This is a genomic window from uncultured Nostoc sp. (genome assembly GCF_964247315.1).
Taxonomy (GTDB): domain Bacteria; phylum Cyanobacteriota; class Cyanobacteriia; order Cyanobacteriales; family Nostocaceae; genus Nostoc.
Genome location: NZ_CAXTTT010000023.1, coordinates 1 through 19,480, shown reverse-complemented (window position 1 = coordinate 19,480; position 19,480 = coordinate 1). Strand labels below are relative to the sequence as shown.

Here is a 19,480-nt window from a genome sequence, read left to right as displayed (position 1 = left end):
GACTTAATTGTTATTAATTCTGAGGGCTACTTTGAAGAAAGGTAAAAAATTGTGTGAGGTATTTGCTGGATACTAATGTTTGCATTCGCTATCTTATATGTCACTGGCAAATTATCAGAGGTAGGTAGTAAAGATGAACGATGAAAAATTACTAGAACGGATAAAGTTTGACAAAAATATTTTGGCTGGTAAACCAATTATTCGGGGATTAAGAATACCAGTGGCAATGATTTTAGAATTACTAGCCAAGGGTTCTACTAATCAAGAAATTCTTGAAGATTACCCGGAATTAGAACCAGAAGATATACAAGCAGCCTTGTTTTATGCTTATTATCTTGTTTCTCAAGAAGAGGTTTTAGACAGAGTGACTGCACCTTAGACCATATATGAAATTTTTAATAGATGTAAATGCTAGTCGCACCTTGGGTAATTGGTTGCAAGAAATGGGTCATGAAGTGGTTTATGTAAGTGACACTGACCCCGAAATGAGAGACGAGGATATTTTAGAATGGGCAGTTATCGAACAAAGAATTATTATGACGACAGATAATGACTTTGAACAGATGATTTGGCAGCAGAGAAAGCGTCACTGTGGAGTTTTACGTTTAGAAAATTTACCTCGTGAAGCTAGTAAGCTGTTATTAATAGATGTTTTAAAGTTATATAGCGAAGATTTACTTAATGGCAAAATCGTGATTGCTATGAAAAATAAGTTTCGGATTCGTCAGGCTAATTTTGAATAGGTTACTTAAGAATAACTGATATTATGTCAAAGTGACTATGGATAGTATAAAAATTAGGTCGTATGTGGGTAAAGATGGTATTCTACATTTAGATATCCCAGTAGAAATGCCAGATACAGAAATTGAAGTTACGGTAACAATTCAAAGAGTTACACCACAACAACGGGGCTGGATGCCTGGGTTTTTTGAAGAAGTAATTGGTGGTTGGGTAGGAGAACCGTTAGAACGGGCAGAACAGGGAGAATATGAAACTAGGGAGCCGCTATTTTGACTTATCTGCTCAATTCTAATGTCTGTATCCGCTTAATAAATAATAGTAGTCCTACGGTAACAACTCGACTGGCATCCCAACAACCAGAAGATATTTTAATTTCCACGATAACCCAATTAGAACTGTACTATGGTGCTTACCGTAGCGCCCAACAGGAGACAAATTTAGAAATATTGCAACGTTTTTTTAGTCAGTTTACTATTATCCCTTTAGACCCAGAAGCCGCAAGGATAGCAGGGAAAATTCGGGCTGAGTTAGCTGCTAGTGGTACGCCTATTGGTCCCTATGATTTGCAGATTGCTGCTATTGCAATGACGAATAATTTGATAGGGATTACGCATAATACGCGCGAATTTGGGCGAGTGAATGGGTTGCAGATTGAGGATTGGGAGGAAGTTAGTTGATGGTTGATGAGTTGAGAAATTTTCCTAAAAGTTGGGAATCGGTAAAATTAGGTGATATCTTATCAGTTATATCGGGAGAAGCGTTTAAGAAAAAAGATTACACATCTTCTGGTATTAAATTACTTCAAATAGCTAATGTTTCTTTTGGTAAAGCAATTTGGGAACAACAGAATTTTTTACCAGAAAAATTTATAATAAAGTATCCAGAACTTGTTTTAAAAACTAATGATATAGTTATGGCACTCAATCGACCACTGCTAGATGGAGTGCTTAAGATAGCTGTTCTTAAGGAAGAAGATACACCAGCAATATTGTATCAACGTGTTGCACTCTTCAAATTTTTTATAAATGAAATTAGCAATTATTTTTTCTATTACACTCAATCTCCAAAATTTATTCAATTAATTCGTGATAATCTACAAGGTACAGATCAGCCATATATAAATACCAGCACTCTGCCCAATCTACCAATACCTATTGCTCCCCTCAACGAACAACGCCGGATAGTTGCGAAAATAGAGGCGCTGAAGGCTAGGAGTCAGCGAGTGAAGGAGGAGCTTGAGGATATTCCTGAACTGCTAGACCAGTTCCGTCAATCTGTCCTCGCCGCCGCCTTTCGTGGCGACCTCACTGCTGATTGGCGGGAGCAGAATCCTGATGTTGAACCTGCTTCGGTTTTACTTGAGCGCATTCGTACAGAACGTCGCCGCAAGTGGAGTGAAGAGTTATACAACAAACGAAAAAACAATAAAATCCCTAATTTTGGGACTAATTTCATCTAGTGTTCTTAAACCATTTTCAGAGATAAAGTTAGCAGCAACTATAGCTAGGTGTACAATGGCACGATATTTCAAAGGACAGTTAAGAATTGCAGTAACTACCTTATTTTGCTGTTGTGTATCTAACTGGAATTGCTTGCTAGGGTTAATAATTAAATGAATAAATCGCTCTGCTGTTTCAATCTTCCATTCTGTTTGTTGCACTAATTTATTCAGTTGCTCACACAAATCCTCAGCCGAACGAACTTCTTGAGCTAGCTTTGGAGCTTTTTGTATTTGGGAATTTTTAGAAATATTTTTAGACATTAAAAACCTGTTGCCTCCGCTTTGACAATTGGATGAGTTTTGATACTACGGTAAGCTTCTTTTGCTTGGTTTACTTCTCCCCACTCTCGAAATAGTCGAGCCTTGAGTAAAGCCAGCTTGTCCTTATAGTTGCGGTTGTCCATATTGTTTAGCAGGCGTTCTAGCTTCACCAGCCATCCGTACTTAAGAGTTGAGCGATCGCCCAATAAAAAACCTAATAATGGAGAGAGGACAGGCACGATTTTTTCCCAAAATGGGAAAAGCGATCGTCTACGGTGCGATAAATTCAGCTTCAGGAATCGCACACTTGTAAATCCTTATATCAATTAAATTACTATATCGATGAAACAGGTACTGGGCTGGCATATTCAAGCAATCGTTCCCATCCCAATACCCATGCAGTTTTTACTAGGATCTCTTTACCGTTGCTGAATTTGATAAATTCTCCACCTCCGTCAAAAAATACATCAACAACCAATTGATTCCGCACATCGCGTCCCCACATTTTTTCTGAGGCATTCCACCACCGTTGCCCAGGTGATTCAAACATGGGCAGTTCTAAATATTCATCACGCCATGCTTTCGGCTTCCAATTATCCTGTAGCGCACGAATTAATAAGGCGTTGGGGAAAATCTCTTTCTCGTGTTCACTCAACCACAGTGCATATTCAATTGCACTTCGCAAGGCATCCTCTAAGTCTAAAGAACAACCTTCAAGTGCATCTTGAACTTCGGCATCTGCAAAATTAACACCGATAGTTATCAGCGCTGGTTCGTATTTTTTAAATACCTCGTACTCAACCGATTCCTTTTCCCAAAACCACATAGCCCACCCCTAACTATGTTGAACTCCATTTTTAGTAGATTACTATCATAATTATTTTGCAACAAGAGATTTAGTTAAAAAGAAGATTATGGTCTTAGATTTATCTCACCCCGAAAAAAATAGCAACAAGTTTGGTACGATTCAATTTGATTTGGTTTTGAACTAATACAAGTACGAGTCATTGAGTACACAATTGAGAATCCTGATAACTCAGAAGAAGAAATCAAATATCGTTTAATTACGAGCTGATTGGACAAGAGTAAAATTCCCAGCCCAGTTGCTAGCTTGTGAGTACCATCAACGCCCTTGAAGTCGAGAATACGATTGATGAACTCAAAGTACATCTTCTAGCGGTACTTAGACAAAAATTAAGCCCAAATAAAGCCCAAACTAGCTTTATAAGCAGCAAATACGTCACGGTTGAAGGTCAACCAGTCAAAAAATCGATAAGACATAGCTGTTCTAAAGGCATCCATTGCTTCAGTAAAGGTGTTCAAAGGTTTATTTGCCCATCTGCGTCTCAAGCCTCCTGTCAACTGATGCCAAAGAATAAAAGTATAGGCACAAAAAACTAAGATAAAATGTCGAAGTAGACTTCTTTTATCTCGGACTTGATATTCTTTTAGTCCTAACCAGCCCTTTGCTTCTCTATAAAAAACTTCTACCCAATTTCTTGCTCCATAAGTATCAACTATCCATTGGGGTGTGACAATTGATGAGGAGACATTAGTGATAAAATAGTCAATATCAGTGGCAAGTGAGAAAGTCTCAGCGTTGATGACGATGGCAATATTTCGCTTTCCCTCCAGTTGTGATATTTCTATTTCTCTAGTTACTACCCATACTGTTCTTGGTTTATCTAAGTTTAGTTTAATTTCTGTAAAAGCCTCTTCGGGTAAACTTTGTGCTAGTTTATCTAACCTAATTGTTTGTTGAATTTCATCTTTTTGAGTAATAGTTAATTTTCGATTTTTAGCTACTCCTCCTAAATACTTCAATTCCCGCTTTTCTAGCTCTAACAAGAAGGATGTATTGTTGCCATATCCAGCATCTACAATTACTATCCCAGGTTGATATTTTCTCTCTAAAGTTCTATCTATTAACTTGATCGCTAGTTCAGTTTTTTTCTCAAATTCTGGGTCTTGTTTCCCTTCGGATAAAGAACTGGCGTGCTGATATAACTCTATATCTAATGGTAAGCTTTTTCTCCCATCATCTAAATGAGTTGTTACCACTACTATTCCATTATCTGTTTTGCCAATTTCTCCAATGTACTGTCTTCCCACTCCATCCGTAAAATTTCCGCTTTTCCTATGACCAGAATCATCAATTATCAAGCTAAATCCTCTACTAATTCTGGTTTGACTACATTTGCTCATTACCTCTAAACGACGTTCATTGATCTGTGAATTTGTTATGGGTGAACTGTTTCGCCAGACTACAGTTTTACCATTACGATTCGGTACCTCCTTTGCTTCAAAAGAAAGCTTACTAAGTTATCTAGAATCTCACACTGAGGAATATCTAGAAAAGATACGCCAATTAAATGGTAAAGCTGAATATATTTTGAAGTTTATTCCCCGAACTCCAGATGAACCAGTCATAACGCCGCCATCAGCAGGAAAACAGTATTTTTTAGCCAAGAAACAACGCTATCAAACACAGCAAGACTTTCAAAACGCTCAAACTGCCCAATGGGATCGGGCAGTTCATCTGATTACCCAGATATATAAGTCGGCAATTGTTGTTCAACCGCAGGGTGAAGAAGCGCGGATTTATCTTTTAGTCAGTCGCCAAGACGAACCCTTACTCGCCGAACAATTTCTAGCTTGGCAACTCGCGTGCGATCGTTGGGAATTACAGTTAGGACTCGCCCTACCTCCTTATCACTTTATATAATATCAGTTTCGGTTGAATACTTATGTTATCTGTGAAGGTGCTAATATAGCAATCCTAAATGATTCATGAGAAAATACCATATTCATGCAGTTTAGGAAAGTCAAAAATTTGACAATCAATTGCTAATTCAAATAACCCCTTGACCACGGAGAAAGAATGACAAAAAAAATAAAATTCTCTAATCAATCTTTTTGCTTGTAACCAGATGTCTTCTACAGGGTTTTGTTGTGGAGCATTCGGGGCAAAGCGCTCACAAGTTATCAACCATTGTTCTTTTTCTAATTCTGCATTGAGCGAGTCTAAATACTCTTTAATTTCCCCTGAACGGTGGTAACTAGCACCGTCCCAAATAATTAAAATTTTGGCTTGAGGGCTTATGAATTGAAGATATTCTAAAAAACCAATTGTAGTTTCAGAATTAGCTTTTTTTGGCTTGTAAATGAAAAATTCCTTTGTTTTATAGTCTAATGCACCGAAATATGTTTGTTTACAACGGGCATTGCCTACAGGAACTGATACTCGTTCGCTCATTTTGCCCCAAACATAACCGTTTACGTCTCCCCATAACAAATGACATTCATCGACCATGAATACGACTAGTTCTCCAGATTCTATTTCCTCACGTCGCCCTGCCAGCAGTGTACAAATATCTTTTTTTTTGACGCGACTAATTCTTCATCATATTTTGGGTTGTGAGCTTGAGTTTTCTGACAACTGATACGTGCTTGATTAAATAAATCATAGTAGCTTTGCTTTGAGGAGAAAGTAACGCCGTATTTCCGGCTGATCTCACACTCTAGCTCGTTCAAAGTCCATCTATCTTTTGTTAACAGCCACTCTATTATGGACGAACGCTGCTCTAGGCTTAATAGCCCAACACTTCCTTGATGAGCGAGTTTTAAACCTTCTACTCCACTTTGAAAAAATGCTTTTTTCCACTTACTGATAAAACCACTGGACACCCCTAGGATCGGCATTATCTCTTCATGCTTGTATCCATACAGCAACATCTTCACTGCTATCGCTCGTTGAACTTCACGCTTATCTTGGCTATTTTCGATAAACTCTTCTAGCGATCGCATCCAAGACCGGGGTGTGGGGTCAGCCAATATTAAAAAAGCATTATCGGTGATTGATTTTTAATTTCCCACATCTTGAGTATCACCATAAGAAAAGCTTGATAGCCTCCAACCACAATTCTTCTTTGCGCTAATTTTACTGTTTCAACCAACCCAAACGACTGGAGCGACATGGCTAGTAATTGCTTGGCATCTTGCTTAGACTGTCCAATGTATCCATCTATGAGTTCTAATTTTTCAGGGCAACGGGCAACAAAATCATCAAATTTAAGTGGCTGTGGTTCCAAACCAATTTTTTCTAAATCTTTTTCTTAGCCATAGTTTGCACGGGTTTATGAACTTACGCCAGCCTCAGATACAGCAGCACCTACTTCTGCTTTGACTTCCTTGGGCAACTACAACTTGGGGTGGAAGAGGATGCCGTTGGCATCCTCTTCCATCCTTTAACAATGATTATCATTATTAATATCTGTATATTTTCTTTTCTGGAAGTCCCTAACCGCGCTTCATTACAGTAAAAATCGACGATAAAACGGTTAATTGTTTGCTGACGGCGGAACTTGAAACCCAAAAGTTGCTTGTGTCTCAACTTCTCCCAAAGTAGCTTTTCTGCTGGAGTTGGTTCACACCGCATCTGTCGCGCCAATGGTTTAAGTTTTTTCCAAAGTTCATGTGGGGTTTGCCAAGGGTATCCCGGAACCCCACCCCCCAACCCCCTCCCCGCAAGCGACGAGGGGGGACTGGAGTCGATGAGAGGCTTGGGGTTGTGATTTTCGGACATTTGCGATCTTGATGGTTAGCTAATTAATATTTCATGTATTATTCCCAGCGATCGCACTCTCCCAACTCTTCAAAACTCTGACATAATCAGACATGACCGTACCGTCAAAACTAATGTAAATCCTGCTAATGTCTAACGATAAATATGACAGCCCTTGGAAAGAAACTATAGAAACCTACTTTCAATAGTGCATTTAATTTTTCTTTCCTATAGCTGTGGAAGGAATAGACTGGAAGCGAGGAAGAAAATAAAATGCCATATATTACCAGCGTAGAAAGAAGGGGTATTCAACAAGGTATGAGGGGAGGGTTACTTCAAGGTATTGAAATGGGTTTAGAATTAAAATTTGGCAGCGAAGGGTTAACAATATTACCAGAGATTGTCCAAATACAGAACATAGAGATATTAAGCGTTATTCTCACCAGTTTTAAAACTGTGAATACTCTAGAAAAACTCCGGCAAATCTATCAATAATTCACCACTTATACTCGACTCTAAAAAGCAGCGATGTTTGACAGAGGGTGCTATGTCTTAATACACTCGCTTTAACCCGATCTCACCCTCTGCATGATTTTAATATATTAAGTTAAATTAAGAATTATTGCAAAATAGTAAGCAATTTTTGAGAATATCACCCAAGCTAATAAAAAGGTTTACGCCAACTAAATATTTTAATAGAATAATCTCATCAAAAGATTCGCAGAAATATAAATGGACTGGATTACACTACTGCGATCGCTACAGTCTGATTTTATTAAAAGGTTAGCATCTGGTTGTCTGCTTCATTGTGAAACAGAAGGTCAATATAGTGAATTAACTATAATTTCTGGAGAGAGATTAAAGGCACTACGGGAATTTTGCTGGCAGATGGCTGAAAAATATAAGCGTGTTTTACCAGTGCGTGATGTTTTTATTAGCTATCTTAAAGGAAAGTTGGGTGAGGAAGTTGTCAAAGAACGTTTAGCTGATTTTATTACGGAAGTCGATTATGAAAAGCGATTTGGCGGCGATGGTAATATAGATTTTACCTTGACTTCTGACCCATCTATTGGTATTGAGGTAAAATCTCGTCATGGTCGAATTGACAGAGTAAGATGGTCGATTAGTTCTGAAGAGGTTGAAAAAAATGCAGTTGTAGTTTGCATTTTGATTCAAGAAGATGTGAGTGAAGCACAATCTGAGTATCACCTTTTTGTGGCTGGTTTTCTCCCAACCCGAATGATTAAGTTGAAGACTGGTAAAATTTCTTTTGGGATAGAACAATTACTATATGGTGGTGGTTTATGGTGCTATCTAGAACAGTTACAATCTTCTATAAATAATTCTTCTCGGCAACAACCACCTATTTATAAATATCTTCCAAAACAGGAAATTCTATCTAAGCCAACTAACGATCGGGTACTCAAGTCTTATTGTCAGCCTGAATATGATAATGAAGGGTTAAATATATTTTATATAAAATTGGCTGATGAATGCTTTCAAAAGGGAGAATATATAAATGCAATTACTAACTATAATCAAGCCTTACAAGTTAATCAAAGCAATGTTGATTTGTTATATTATAAACGAGGTTTAGCTCACTATCAAGTAGGAGATTATGAAGCGGCGATCGCAGATTACTCTCAGACAATCCAGATGAATATTCATGATGCTAAATCTTACAATAAACGAGGTTTAGCTCTCTATCAATTGGGGCGATTAGAGGAAGCGATTAATGATTACACTCAAGCTATTAGAATTAATCCTAATGTTGCAGTAACTTATAAAAATCGGGCTGAAGCTCGTTCTCATGTTGGAGATAACCAAGGAGCAATTGAGGATTATACCCAGGCTATTAAAATTAATCCTCATTATGCTGATGCTTATAAAAACCGTGGGATTGCTCGTTATTTATTAGGCTCTCAGCCAGGATTTCCTCAAGCAATCAAGATTAATCCTCAAGATGCCATAGCTTATAAAAAACGTGGTAATGCTCGTTCAGATTTAGGAGATTTTGAGGGTGCAATTGAAGATTATACTCAAGCAATCCAGATTAATCCTAGTTATGCTGATGCCTATTACAACCGTGGTAATGCTCGTTCAGATTTAGGAGACTTTGAGGGTGCAATTGAAGATTATACTCAGGCAATCCAGATTAATCCTAGTTATGCTGATGCTTATTTTAATCGTGGCAATATTCGTTTAGAAATTGCGGATAAACAGGGAGCAATTGAAGATTTTCAAAAAGCGGCAGACATCTATCGTCAAGAAGGTAAACTAGAAGCACTCAAAGATACACGAGAAATAATATTAGATTTAGAGATAGAAGAATCATTAGATATTTTAAACTTTTAGATAAATATAGCAATCCTAAATGAGTAGTAAAAAATATGGATAAGGAAACGAACCGCCTTTCCTTCCCTACGGCACGCTGCGCGAACGGAACGCTATGCGTTCACGCAGCGTCTCCAAGAGTTGAACGCCAACTCTTGGAGACGCTGATGCGATCGCTCCCTCGTCATCTCATATCATGTCCGGCTAATTAGTTTAGTTATGATTCCCTTTCTCTATGGAGAAAGCCCAAAAACCCCTCCCCTCTGCACCTGAAGCTCCTCTAAGGTCTTAATGATAAGTCTTTAACCGGACATAATATCACAACCCCAAATTTAGCATTAGCCTTTGAAAATGATGTCATAAAGTGACAGCAGAATCTCTACCACAATCAGAATCACCACATACCACTCTACTCGCTGACTACTGCTATGCTGCATGAACTCCAGCACCGTTTGGGCGGTTTGGGAAATTAGCTCTAGTTTACGTTCCAGAGCATGGTGACGCTCACGAATTTCGTATTCATCCTCCAAGCGTAGATATAAGTTTTCTAGCTGTGGAGCTTCCCAAAGCAACTCCGGCTTATCGATAATCTCTACTTGACCCACAATCTTATGTTGAACTAATAGGGTAGTCCCAAGTTGACGCAGTAATTCCCGGCTTTGTTGTCTACTCCTGTTTTCACGCTGGAGACTAGCTGCAAACGGTTCAATTTGATCGAATACAGCCGCTAGGCTGGTTTCATAGTGAGACAACACAACACTCTTGGCGAGAATATCAGCCACTATCTGCAAGCGTTCTATACTCAATTCATGCAGTAAAATTTTTCCTTCCTTAGCTCGTTCACTCTCACTAATACTGAGATGAACTTCAACCTCTTCTGTTTCCGGGTCGGCAAAAGGGCCGCTAATTTGAGAGGATAGTTTGGTCAAAAAGGCTACCTTATCTACAGGCTCAAGGTTAAACAGGACAACTGCACCATAGGCCAACAATACTGCATAGCCTTCTTCACCGACTCTAATCATTAGTGGCATACTCGCCAAGGAAATGTAATTATCGAGTGTCTTTAAGTTAATATCTTTACCAAGGAATAGGGCCTGCGCTCTAAATCTATCTTTGTCATTAAAAAGGAGTTTTTGCATTATTGCCCGGAAGCTATATTTTGCCTGCTTTACTGCTCTGGTAACGATAGTAATTGATGCCTGTTGTTGGAGATAACTACAATCTCAGCTTACCATTTCGTTTTTTCCCTACAGCCCACACCCTGTTTTGGTCAAAAAAATTCAACTAGTCAAGGTAAACCGCTTTATTTAAAATGCTTAAAACATCAATTGGTGAATTTTTACATTCAAAGAGGTTTTGTATCCGTTAATTTTCAAGACTTACCACCATCCCTTAAGTCCAAGTTTGGACTATCTCAATTACGAAAGAGGTTAACAAAAGCTTTTGTACTATTTATGAAGTATGAACATTCCAACTGAGCGCTTATATATTCCCTCAATCGAGTGAAAGATTAGCCTATCCTGGAAGAGGCGCATCCATGCTTCTTTAGATATTGCTGATGATACTCTTGCGCTCTGAAGAAATGACAGCGCTTTTCAAGTAATTGAACTACACTACTCGCCACTCCCCTAAAATTGTTAGAGTGAAGAGAGTTATGAGGACGCAAATATGACTGACAAAAATCGTTCTCAATGGGACTTAGGCAGGTTTATCGAAACCCTGACTTACTTTGAGGTGATTCCTTTCCTTAACTGGGTACAGCAGTTAATCCAAGGTCGTCCTAAGGATAATCAATATAGACCCAATGGAGGAAGAAATGTGGGTGTAATATTAGTAGCAGGTGCAACAGGTGGTGTCGGTAAACGAGTCGTGCAGCGATCGCTCCAACGAGGTTATAAAGTTCGCGCCCTAGTTCGAGATATTGACAAAGCGCGGTCAATTCTTGGTAATAATATAGATTTAGTAGTTGCGGATATCACGCAGCCAGAAACTTTAACTCCTTTAGTTATGGCTGATATCCAAGCTGTAGTTTGTTGCACAGCAGTGCGTGTACAACCAGTTGAGGGAGATACAGCAGATAGAGCCAAATATTATCAAGGTGTGAAATTTTACCAGCCAGAAATTGTTGGTGACACTCCCGAAAATGTCGAATATCAAGGAGTCAAAAACTTAGTCCAAGCCGCAGCGAAATATTTGCCCCAAGCAAAAGAAAAACTAATATTTGATTTCACTAAGCCATCAGCAGAATTAAAGGATAACTGGGGAGCGCTGGATGATGTCGTCATGGGTGGCGTGAGTGCCAGTAATATCCAATTAGTAGAAAATACAGCTTTATTTGCAGGTAATGTCTCCACCGCTAACTCTGGCGGATTTGCTTCTGTGAGAACGAAGAATTTTGATCCACCCTTCAACTTATCTGGTTATGAAGGAGTGAAATTGCGCGTCAAAGGTGATGGTCAGCGTTATAAAATATTTTTGCGGACAGATACAACATGGGATGGTGTTGGCTACAGCTATTCTTTCGATACCGTAGCTAATACCTGGATAGATATTCACATTCCCTTTGCAGATTTGATTCCCGTCTTTCGGGCAAAAGTTGTCAAAGATGCGCCGCCAGTTGAGCAAAGTAGAATTTGTTCATTCCAACTGATGTTGAGCAAATTTGAACATGATGGCGCTTTAAATCCCAAGTTTTCCCCAGGTAGTTTTACTTTCCAGTTGGAATCAATTAAAGCTTATGGGGGGGCAACTTTACCACAATTTATCCTTGTCAGTTCAGCAGGTGTCACTCGTCCCGGCCGCCCTGGCATCAATTTAGATGAAGAACCGCCAGCAGTGAAATTAAACGATCAATTGGGAGGAATTTTAACTTGGAAGTTGAAGGGAGAAGATAGTTTAAGAGAAAGCGGAATTCCTTATACGATTATTAGACCTTGTGCTTTAACTGAAGACGCAGGGGGTAAGGAATTAATATTTGAGCAAGGTGATAATATTAGAGGCAAAATCAGCCGTGAGGATGTGGCAGAACTTTGTGTGCAAGCGCTAAAACTAGGAAAAGCATCTAACGTCACATTTGAGGTTAAACAGGGAGAAAATACTGTCAACTATATCGATTGGCAGAGTTTATTTTCTAACCTACAACCGGATAAGAGATGAAATATCTCCAGATTTTTAGTCTGTAATTATCCCAACAAAGTCTGGTTAGACAGGCTGTTATAACAAGTCAGCTATTGGTATGAAAAAAATCAAGGTGCTAGTAATCGCCGGGATTTTAGTAACAATTATCTGGGGCAGTTTTTTTTCTAAAACTGCCTCATCACAGCAAGTAGAGTCCCGCATTAACAATCTGGAAGCGGACTTGAATCGTGTTGAGTCGCGGTTAAATCAGCTAGAGTCCCAGCTAGGTAGAACCCGTCAGTCTCCATCCTCAAGAACAACACTTACCCCACGACAGTCAACTGGTTCCAGAAGGAACTTATCACAGCAAGATCCGATGTTCGATCGGCTTGCAACTTTGGTGATTGAGTTGAAGCAACAAGTTAATAAATTAGAGGAGCGAGTTGCTAAATTAGAATCACGCTAAATATTTAATTAAATTTCAAAAGGCTAGTGCCGCAAGGCGGAAGTCAAAAATCAAAAGTCAAAAATCAAAAGTATTATTGAATGGTCTTTTTAGAGATTTTCAATGGTTGCTCTATTTGCGCCGTGGCGTACTAGTACCGCAAGGCAGAATTAAAAATTAAAAATTAAAAATGAATACAAGATAAGCGTTTCATTGATTTGGAATGGGTGGTTTATTTACGCCGTATTATACTAGTACTTGGTAAGCTATTTTTGGGTAATTTTCAACTTCAATTCTTGTAAAAGTTCAGTGCTAATGGGTGATGTTGCCAGAATTGGATGTTTAATACCGCCCCAGACACTTCCAGTGCGGATAGGATGGGAAACTAATATTTCAGGAATTTGACTAGAGATTAAAACTTGTGGTGGTGCAAGTTGACCTAGCGATCGCGCTCTCTTGTAATGATATGATTCTGATAAAGCCAGATCCAGTTGTTGAGCGATAATTTCTGGGGTTTCTTTTGCCGAATCTAATAATAGAATATAGTGTGGAGGATCGGCAATCGGTATCAAGCTTTTAAAATTAGTTTCTTGCAAGTTCAACAGAGTCAGAGCATTATTAACAAAAATTTCTTGCAACTTTTCGCCCACTAAATCGCTAACGGCTTGATGTCGTCCGAGAAATTCTAAACAGGGAGTATGGCGATAGTAATGAGTTACCCGGATGCGATCGCCAATTCGATAACGATACAAACCCCCTTTCTGCGATAAAATTATCGTGTATTCCTTGCCAATGCTGAGTTGATGTAAACCATACAGGGAACCAGTCTCATCCTCGAACTCGAAAAACACTTCATCAAGAATCGGCACATATCCCCCAGCGACAATCAAGGGAATCGTCATTGGGGCTTCGGTTGCTAGTAGTCCTTTACCTTGAATGAATACACTTGGAAATTGCGATCTTAATCCCTGAACTCGATCTGCTGCATTGGCGCTATCCCAGCAAGAAATCAGCTTCAAATTTGGCCAGAGTTGCATCCAGGGAATATTACTTTCACTGAGGAGTTGCAGCCGATGATGTGAAATTCGATTGTGTAATTCTTTTCGCAATAAATCCTGATTTTCTTGAATATATTTTAAATGTACTTGCAGAAAACTCGGACTCCAAATAGAAATAATTTCTAGTTTTTCAGCCTCTAATAATGCCAAAGCTAGTTGATGTTTAAACAAGTTTGCATCATGTAGCCGATTTAGTTTATTCGGCATCACCAACCAAGGACGCAAAAACCAACGCAACCAGCCATCTAAATAATCTAGATCGTTCTGTAAAGCTTGGCTATCAGCTATATTTAATTGCGGCGAGATACAAGCATAAAGCTTGCCTGTGGAAAATTTCGGGCCACGTACAATCAAATCATGCGCCCAGACACAAAACATTTGATTAAACGATCGCCGCAAAGATTTAGTATAAGGAATCCATTTTACCGCCCCACTACTACCAGAGGTTTTTTCATAGAACAAAATGGGTTCTGGTGTAAGGGAAATTTGCTGCTGTTTTTGATTTAACCAGGGTTCTAGTGCATCATAATCTACGATTGGTACACGCTGCCAATCATCTACAGAATGAATCCCTAAAGTTTTACCATACTCACTCTTAATTAGGCGATCGCAAATTTCCTTCTGTACAGATGTCTGCATTAACTCTGGGTTATCCAAAGCTTGATGAAATCGCCTCGCAGTTGGTGCGAGGATTTGCCCAAAAAGCTGAATAATCGGACGCATTATTGCACCTTTTGATTAGGATAAAGGTTGCTGGCTGCTGGTAAATAAGAACCATCGCCAATGACTACACCAGGAGCAAGATTAGATCCGGCTCCCACAAAAACATTGCTGCCAATCTTGACTTTTTTGACATACAACATTAAATTTTGCTTGCGGGGTTTAATGATATGAGAATAGATACTGACACGATGCCCGATAACAACGCGATCGCCAATTTCTAATAAACTGCGATCGGCAATTTCTAAACCTGGTGTCCAGTAAACATCTCGCCCTACTTTAGCACCCCACAATCGCAACCAACAGGAAAATACCCCCGGAATCAGTCTTAGCAATGCTTCTAACACCGGAATTGCAATATAAATTATCTGGATTTGATGACTACCCCACCAAGGACTATATTCTTTACCTTGTAGATAGCTAATACCCTCCCGCACAGGATAAACCCATTCATGCAAGCGGTAAACTAATAGTGGTAGCCCATAAATAGAAAGGAACACCGCCAAAATGCTGAAGATGTTGGGTGAATAAGCGAGGTAGACTATTGCTGCTCCAGTTAGCAATAATATAAAGGTAGGAAAGAATAAAATAATTTTACTTATAACTGTCATTAAAATGGGAAAAAAAGTTTTTGGAACAAGTTTAATGAGCTAGAAATTCCGATTATAGATGGCATCTTTTTGCTTTCATAATATGTTCCATGTAACTTATCCCAAATTTTCAGATTAGCTCCATAGTTATAATTGTGGATTTCACGGCAATGATGCCAAGCATGATCCTGTGGTAAGATTAACCAAGGAGATAAAAATTGATATAACCAACTATTGTCAGGAATTATTAAGTCGCTATGTCGCCATAAATCCAAGGCAGAAGTTAGACTTACTCCAAGTACATAACCTGTGGGATCGGCTAACAGATACAAAAATAAAGTGTGTATCCATAAATAAATAATTAACAAACTTGTCCAGAGTGTATTCCGGGAAGTTCCTAATACATCCATCTGAGTAACAGTATGATGGACTTGATGAACCTTCCAGAACAATTTAGTATGTAATAAACGATGATTCCAATAATATAAATAATCAACCACAACAAAACTGAGCATAAAAGTTGGAATGAATGATACTTTTAAATATCCTTGTTGAGTTGGTAGTAAATATTGATAAAGCCAATAAACTAAATTAGCTTGTAGTAAGGGAATCAAAATTCCTTGAATCGTTAATCCTGTACCATCAAGCAACCAATCTTCACGACTTTTAACTTTAAGTTGAGTTCGTCCAACCTGATTGGTAATAGTCCAAGCAACTAATCCGATAAAAGAACCAAAAATTATTAGTTGTGAAAAATTTTGTATTTCCACTTCTGATTACTCACACTGATATTGAATATTGATTATGAATTACATAGGACTTACGCAATAACTCTCTGAAACTCTTATTCCTTTGCGTCCAACTCTTAGAGACGCTGCGCGAATGCGCCTTTGCGGTTCGTTTTTCCATTATTTTGCGTAAGTCCTGTTACATCATGTCCACTTGATTACTTATTAAACCCGAAGAACCCCTCCGTGCAAGCCTACGGTGTACACACAAGTAGTCCGAGAGCGAGTTTCCAACCAAAAAATGTAAATTCAAACTGATACAGTCCGCGAATCAAAGTAGTAATTCCCGGAGGTTTCACAGACTTATAACCACACCAACCAGCAAGCCCTTGCATAATCCAAGTAGCCCAAGAAAGAGTTTGAGCAAGATAAGGATTTTGTTGCAATTGAGTCTTACCATCTATTGTTGGTGCGATGTCTACGACGGGCTACGCCTACGGGGTGTTAGGGACTTTTGCAAGAATGTTTATTGAAAGGATAGCTCGTATTTACCTCCACGCTCCAGGGCGCGTTTATAAGCAGGTCTTCCATGAATGCGCTCGACAAATTCTTTGAGCTTTGGCCGATTCTTGACCTCTTCGGGGCGCGTAGCGACTACTTCTAGGGGAAAGCTCATTTGGATATCGGCGGCGGTAAATTCATTGCCTACAAACCATGTATTTTTACGGAGTTCGCCTTCTATGTAATCAAAGTGAAGATTGATTTGGGGCGCGACGAATCCGCTAACCACGCTACTGTCCCCTGCTCCGAAATTGCTCAATACCAGCTGCATCACCAACGGTGGCATTGCAGAGCCTTCGGCGTAATGCAGCCAATACTTGTAGCGCAGATACTCTGGCGTACCGGAGGCTGGAACTAGCCGACCATTACCGTAGCGATCGACTATATATTCGATAATTGCACCCGACTCAGCGATCGTCAAATCTGCATCTGTGATTACTGGTGACTTACCGAGGGGATGAACTTGGCGCAGCGACTCCGGTGCCATCATCGTCTTTGGATCGCGTTCATAGAATTTGATCTCGTATTCGATACCTAATTCTTCAAGCAGCCACAGCACTCGCTGCGATCGCGAGTTGTTAAGATGATGCACAATTATCATAAAACGTTCCTCTTCTGGTAGCTTATTGTTATCTGACTATTAGCTAGTTTCCAACTATACTATTAGACTTTTTCAGTCTAACTCCCCTAATTGGCTAGTTTTCTTGTTTCTAATTGGTATAAGTTTGAGTTAGTCGGTTAGAGAAACTGGTGCATCTGCTTTTGCAAAAAGTGACGATAGACACACAGCCAAGAATCGAAATAGTTGCTACATAAAAACCTAATTTGTTTCATTTATGGCTTTAGTCATTGCTGGGGAACGTAGTGGGGTGGGTAAGACAACAGTCACACTCACCCTTTTAGCATCTTTACGCCGTCGCGATCGCCTGGTGCAATCTTTTAAGGTAGGGCCAGACTACATCGATCCGATGTTTCATCAACACGTAACTGGTCGTGCTTGTCGCAATTTAGACCCCGTATTGACTTCTGAAGCTTACATTCAGCAATGTTTTGCCCGTCATAGTCAACTGAGTGAATATGCCCTAGTGGAAGGGGTAATGGGGTTGTTTGATGGAATTTCATCATTAGTCATTAGTCATACCCTGCAAGAAGGCGTTCGCGTAGCGTCTCGTAGAGAAGCGCCTATGTCATTTGCAAAGGACAAAGGACAAATTACTGATTTTGCAAGTACAGCACACATCTCACGGCTGTTAGATTTGCCTGTGGTGTTGGTGATTGATTGCAGTCGTTTATCTGGTTCTGTAGCTGCGATCGCTCACGGCTATCGATCTTTTGATCCCCGAATTAAAATAGCTGGGGTAATATTAAATCGCGTCGGCAGCGATCGCCATCTTTCTCTGCTCAAAGATTCCCTAGAACCCTTACAATTACCTATTCTTGGCGTACTGCGCCGTCAAGATAACATCACAATTCCCGATCGCCACTTGGGTTTAGTACCCACAGCCGAACTTCCCGAACTCAACGCTTTAATCGATCGCCTTGCCGATTTAGGAGATACTTGCTTTGACTGGCAACGCTTATTACCTTTGTTAAAATCAGAACCCTTTTCTTCTTCTACTTCATCCTCCTTATCTCCGTCATTCCCAGTTAGGATTGCAGTAGCCCGCGATCGCGCATTTAATTTTTACTACCAGGACAATCTCGATTTGCTGCAACAGCTTGGTGCAGAATTGGTTTTCTGGAGTCCCTTAGAAGATGCTGGTATACCAAAAGATATCCAGGGAATGTATTTTGGCGGTGGTTTCCCAGAAGTTTTTGCCCAGCAATTAGCAAAAAATACCAGCGTTCGTGATGCAGTGAAAACGGCAATTCTTAAAGGAATGCCTACGGTTGCCGAATGCGGAGGATTGATGTATCTGTGCGAACAAATTATCGATTTTGAGGGTAAATCTTGGTCGATGGCGGGAGTGCTACCAACATCTGCTGTGATGGGTGGGCGTTTAACTTTAGGCTATCGTCGTGCAGTCGCTTTGCAAGATAATTTGCTAGTTAAGGCAAATACAACTGTTTACGGACATGAGTTTCATCGTTCCCATTTAACCTTAACTCCCACTCAGCCCCTATTTGAAACTTCTCGCTACGATTGTGAAGAAAATATGGGATGCGAAGGATGGGGTTTACCTGCAAATATTTATGCTTCTTATGTTCATCTGCATTGGGGAGAAAGTAGAGAAATTCCCCAGCAGTTTCTTAAAGAATGTCTAAAAGTAGCATCTTTAGGAACATAGATTTAAGCCAACGCTAAACCCAGTAGGATGATTGAAGAAGAATACATTCGTCAGAATTCAGGAGTCAGCAATCATGAGCGTGGGGGATTCAGACCCACCACGCTCATTGTTGCACCACGCTCATCGAAAATTTAGTAGGGGTATTAAACCCTTTGATTCAGACGCTCGATAGCGTAGCGTTAGCGACGTAGGAGCGTCTGACTCGCTAACGCTCCGCTATCCGCTTTTTCATTCAGAATTCAATTCTGAATTTTGGCGACTGACTCCTGAATTCTGTTTTGATTAGGACTTACGCACACTCTACGAATTCTTGGCGTTCTTCTCTAACGAGACGCTTCGCGAAGGCGTCTTGGCGGTTCGACAAATTAAGCTTTTGGGCGATTTTTGCGTAAGTCCTATTGATAAAAAAGTTTTAGACTCTATTAATCGTAACCGCTGTCTAGAGATTCTGTTAGTACAGCATTTCATTAATTTGTAGCGAATTAAATTTGGCAATACCCTGCAATGCCAATGCGTTGGCTTGGATTGTTAATGCGTCGGCTTGGATTGTTAATGCGTTGGCTTGGATTGTT

At 39.7% G+C, this 19,480-nt stretch carries 24 protein-coding genes and 2 pseudogenes; 13 read left to right on the top strand and 13 right to left on the bottom strand.

The annotated features are described in order from the left end of the window. The first annotated feature begins 133 nt into the window (after positions 1–133). From ACFE93_RS09370 to ACFE93_RS09350, 5 genes are read left to right on the top strand one after another with little or no spacing between them, the layout of a single operon-like run. Positions 134–379 (top strand): DUF433 domain-containing protein, encoded by a 246-nt coding sequence (locus ACFE93_RS09370; protein ID WP_292767217.1) that lies wholly within the window; start codon positions 134–136, stop codon positions 377–379. Positions 380–386: 7 nt separating this feature from the next. Continuing rightward, entirely contained in the window at positions 387–743 is a 357-nt protein-coding gene (locus ACFE93_RS09365) for a DUF5615 family PIN-like protein (protein WP_375473045.1), read from the top strand. A 37-nt stretch (positions 744–780) separates the two neighbouring features. Continuing rightward, a complete protein-coding gene (locus ACFE93_RS09360) occupies positions 781–1,014 on the top strand; it encodes a hypothetical protein (RefSeq protein ID WP_335179548.1) in 234 nt (77 codons plus the stop codon). Then, positions 1,011–1,418 carry a type II toxin-antitoxin system VapC family toxin gene (locus ACFE93_RS09355; RefSeq protein ID WP_375473044.1) on the top strand — a complete coding sequence of 136 codons (408 nt, stop codon included), beginning with the start codon at positions 1,011–1,013 and terminating at the stop codon, positions 1,416–1,418. Before ACFE93_RS09360 ends, ACFE93_RS09355 begins: the two co-directional genes overlap by 4 nt. Continuing rightward, positions 1,418–2,200, top strand: a complete 783-nt coding sequence (locus tag ACFE93_RS09350; protein WP_375473043.1) for a restriction endonuclease subunit S — start codon at positions 1,418–1,420, stop codon at positions 2,198–2,200. The genes ACFE93_RS09355 and ACFE93_RS09350 overlap by 1 nt, the downstream gene beginning before the upstream one ends. Here the strand turns inward: ACFE93_RS09350 and ACFE93_RS09345 are convergent. The 3 genes from ACFE93_RS09345 to ACFE93_RS09335 all read right to left on the bottom strand — a co-directional run bounded on the left by ACFE93_RS09345 (position 2,144) and on the right by ACFE93_RS09335 (position 3,329). Continuing rightward, positions 2,144–2,503, bottom strand: coding sequence for a hypothetical protein (locus ACFE93_RS09345; RefSeq protein WP_375473042.1), 360 nt, complete (start codon positions 2,501–2,503; stop codon positions 2,144–2,146). The two genes, ACFE93_RS09350 and ACFE93_RS09345, sit on opposite strands and share 57 nt — an antisense overlap. Beyond that, positions 2,503–2,742, bottom strand: a complete 240-nt coding sequence (locus ACFE93_RS09340; protein ID WP_375473041.1) for a hypothetical protein — start codon at positions 2,740–2,742, stop codon at positions 2,503–2,505. The genes ACFE93_RS09345 and ACFE93_RS09340 overlap by 1 nt, the downstream gene beginning before the upstream one ends. A gap of 95 nt (positions 2,743–2,837) precedes the next feature. Then, positions 2,838–3,329 (bottom strand): hypothetical protein, encoded by a 492-nt coding sequence (locus ACFE93_RS09335; protein WP_375473040.1) that lies wholly within the window; start codon positions 3,327–3,329, stop codon positions 2,838–2,840. Positions 3,330–3,494: 165 nt separating this feature from the next. On the opposite strand from ACFE93_RS09335, the pseudogene ACFE93_RS09330 reads away from it, so the two are divergent. Then, positions 3,495–3,679, top strand: a pseudogene (locus ACFE93_RS09330) (IS4 family transposase); the annotation flags it as partial. 18 nt (positions 3,680–3,697) lie between these two features. Here the strand turns inward: ACFE93_RS09330 and ACFE93_RS09325 are convergent. Further along, positions 3,698–4,741: pseudogene (locus ACFE93_RS09325) on the bottom strand (IS701 family transposase); the annotation flags it as partial. A gap of 4 nt (positions 4,742–4,745) precedes the next feature. Between ACFE93_RS09325 and ACFE93_RS09320 the strand changes: the two are divergent. Further along, positions 4,746–5,228, top strand: coding sequence for a GvpL/GvpF family gas vesicle protein (locus ACFE93_RS09320; protein ID WP_375473039.1), 483 nt, complete (start codon positions 4,746–4,748; stop codon positions 5,226–5,228). Between the two features lie 63 nt (positions 5,229–5,291). On the opposite strand, the gene ACFE93_RS09315 is transcribed toward ACFE93_RS09320, so the two are convergent. The 3 genes from ACFE93_RS09315 to ACFE93_RS09305 form a co-directional block, all read right to left on the bottom strand. Next, a protein-coding gene (locus tag ACFE93_RS09315; RefSeq protein ID WP_375473038.1) for an IS630 family transposase occupies positions 5,292–6,310 on the bottom strand; the annotation gives its coding sequence in 2 pieces (ribosomal slippage) (positions 5,292–5,878 and positions 5,878–6,310; 1,020 coding nt in all). A 29-nt stretch (positions 6,311–6,339) separates the two neighbouring features. Then, positions 6,340–6,594, bottom strand: a complete 255-nt coding sequence (locus ACFE93_RS09310; protein WP_375473037.1) for a hypothetical protein — start codon at positions 6,592–6,594, stop codon at positions 6,340–6,342. A gap of 80 nt (positions 6,595–6,674) precedes the next feature. Further along, a complete protein-coding gene (locus ACFE93_RS09305; protein ID WP_375473036.1) occupies positions 6,675–7,088 on the bottom strand; it encodes an endonuclease domain-containing protein in 414 nt (137 codons plus the stop codon). Between the two features lie 252 nt (positions 7,089–7,340). Between ACFE93_RS09305 and ACFE93_RS09300 the strand changes: the two genes are divergently transcribed. The 3 genes from ACFE93_RS09300 (at position 7,341) to ACFE93_RS09290 (ending at position 9,613) form a co-directional block, all read left to right on the top strand. After that, positions 7,341–7,562, top strand: a complete 222-nt coding sequence (locus tag ACFE93_RS09300) for a hypothetical protein (protein WP_375473035.1) — start codon at positions 7,341–7,343, stop codon at positions 7,560–7,562. 237 nt (positions 7,563–7,799) lie between these two features. Next, entirely contained in the window at positions 7,800–9,422 is a 1,623-nt protein-coding gene (locus ACFE93_RS09295; RefSeq protein ID WP_375473034.1) for a tetratricopeptide repeat protein, read from the top strand. Positions 9,423–9,457: 35 nt separating this feature from the next. After that, a complete protein-coding gene (locus ACFE93_RS09290) occupies positions 9,458–9,613 on the top strand; it encodes a hypothetical protein (protein ID WP_375473033.1) in 156 nt (51 codons plus the stop codon). A gap of 126 nt (positions 9,614–9,739) precedes the next feature. Here ACFE93_RS09290 and ACFE93_RS09285 read toward each other — a convergent pair whose 3' ends face one another. Next, on the bottom strand, positions 9,740–10,540 hold the full coding sequence (locus tag ACFE93_RS09285; RefSeq protein WP_375473032.1) for an RMD1 family protein: 801 nt from the start codon (positions 10,538–10,540) through the stop codon (positions 9,740–9,742). 529 nt (positions 10,541–11,069) lie between these two features. Here ACFE93_RS09285 and ACFE93_RS09280 point away from each other — a divergent pair. Next, on the top strand, positions 11,070–12,557 hold the full coding sequence (locus ACFE93_RS09280; protein WP_375473031.1) for a CIA30 family protein: 1,488 nt from the start codon (positions 11,070–11,072) through the stop codon (positions 12,555–12,557). Positions 12,558–12,636: 79 nt separating this feature from the next. Beyond that, positions 12,637–12,984 carry a hypothetical protein gene (locus ACFE93_RS09275; RefSeq protein ID WP_375473030.1) on the top strand — a complete coding sequence of 116 codons (348 nt, stop codon included), beginning with the start codon at positions 12,637–12,639 and terminating at the stop codon, positions 12,982–12,984. A gap of 245 nt (positions 12,985–13,229) precedes the next feature. On the opposite strand, the gene ACFE93_RS09270 is transcribed toward ACFE93_RS09275, so the two are convergent. The 5 genes from ACFE93_RS09270 to ACFE93_RS09250 all read right to left on the bottom strand — a co-directional run bounded on the left by ACFE93_RS09270 (position 13,230) and on the right by ACFE93_RS09250 (position 17,221). After that, positions 13,230–14,744 carry a GH3 auxin-responsive promoter family protein gene (locus ACFE93_RS09270; protein ID WP_375473029.1) on the bottom strand — a complete coding sequence of 505 codons (1,515 nt, stop codon included), beginning with the start codon at positions 14,742–14,744 and terminating at the stop codon, positions 13,230–13,232. Beyond that, positions 14,744–15,352, bottom strand: coding sequence for an acyltransferase (locus tag ACFE93_RS09265; RefSeq protein WP_375473028.1), 609 nt, complete (start codon positions 15,350–15,352; stop codon positions 14,744–14,746). Before ACFE93_RS09265 ends, ACFE93_RS09270 begins: the two co-directional genes overlap by 1 nt. Further along, positions 15,352–16,101, bottom strand: coding sequence for a sterol desaturase family protein (locus ACFE93_RS09260; RefSeq protein ID WP_375473027.1), 750 nt, complete (start codon positions 16,099–16,101; stop codon positions 15,352–15,354). The genes ACFE93_RS09265 and ACFE93_RS09260 overlap by 1 nt, the downstream gene beginning before the upstream one ends. A gap of 212 nt (positions 16,102–16,313) precedes the next feature. Beyond that, positions 16,314–16,505 carry a hypothetical protein gene (locus ACFE93_RS09255; RefSeq protein WP_375473026.1) on the bottom strand — a complete coding sequence of 64 codons (192 nt, stop codon included), beginning with the start codon at positions 16,503–16,505 and terminating at the stop codon, positions 16,314–16,316. An 80-nt stretch (positions 16,506–16,585) separates the two neighbouring features. Next, a complete protein-coding gene (locus ACFE93_RS09250; RefSeq protein WP_375473025.1) occupies positions 16,586–17,221 on the bottom strand; it encodes a glutathione S-transferase family protein in 636 nt (211 codons plus the stop codon). A 235-nt stretch (positions 17,222–17,456) separates the two neighbouring features. On the opposite strand from ACFE93_RS09250, the gene ACFE93_RS09245 reads away from it, so the two are divergent. Next, positions 17,457–18,908: a cobyrinate a,c-diamide synthase gene (locus ACFE93_RS09245; RefSeq protein WP_375473024.1), complete on the top strand. Its 1,452-nt coding sequence runs from the start codon at positions 17,457–17,459 to the stop codon at positions 18,906–18,908. Positions 18,909–19,480: the final 572 nt, after the last annotated feature.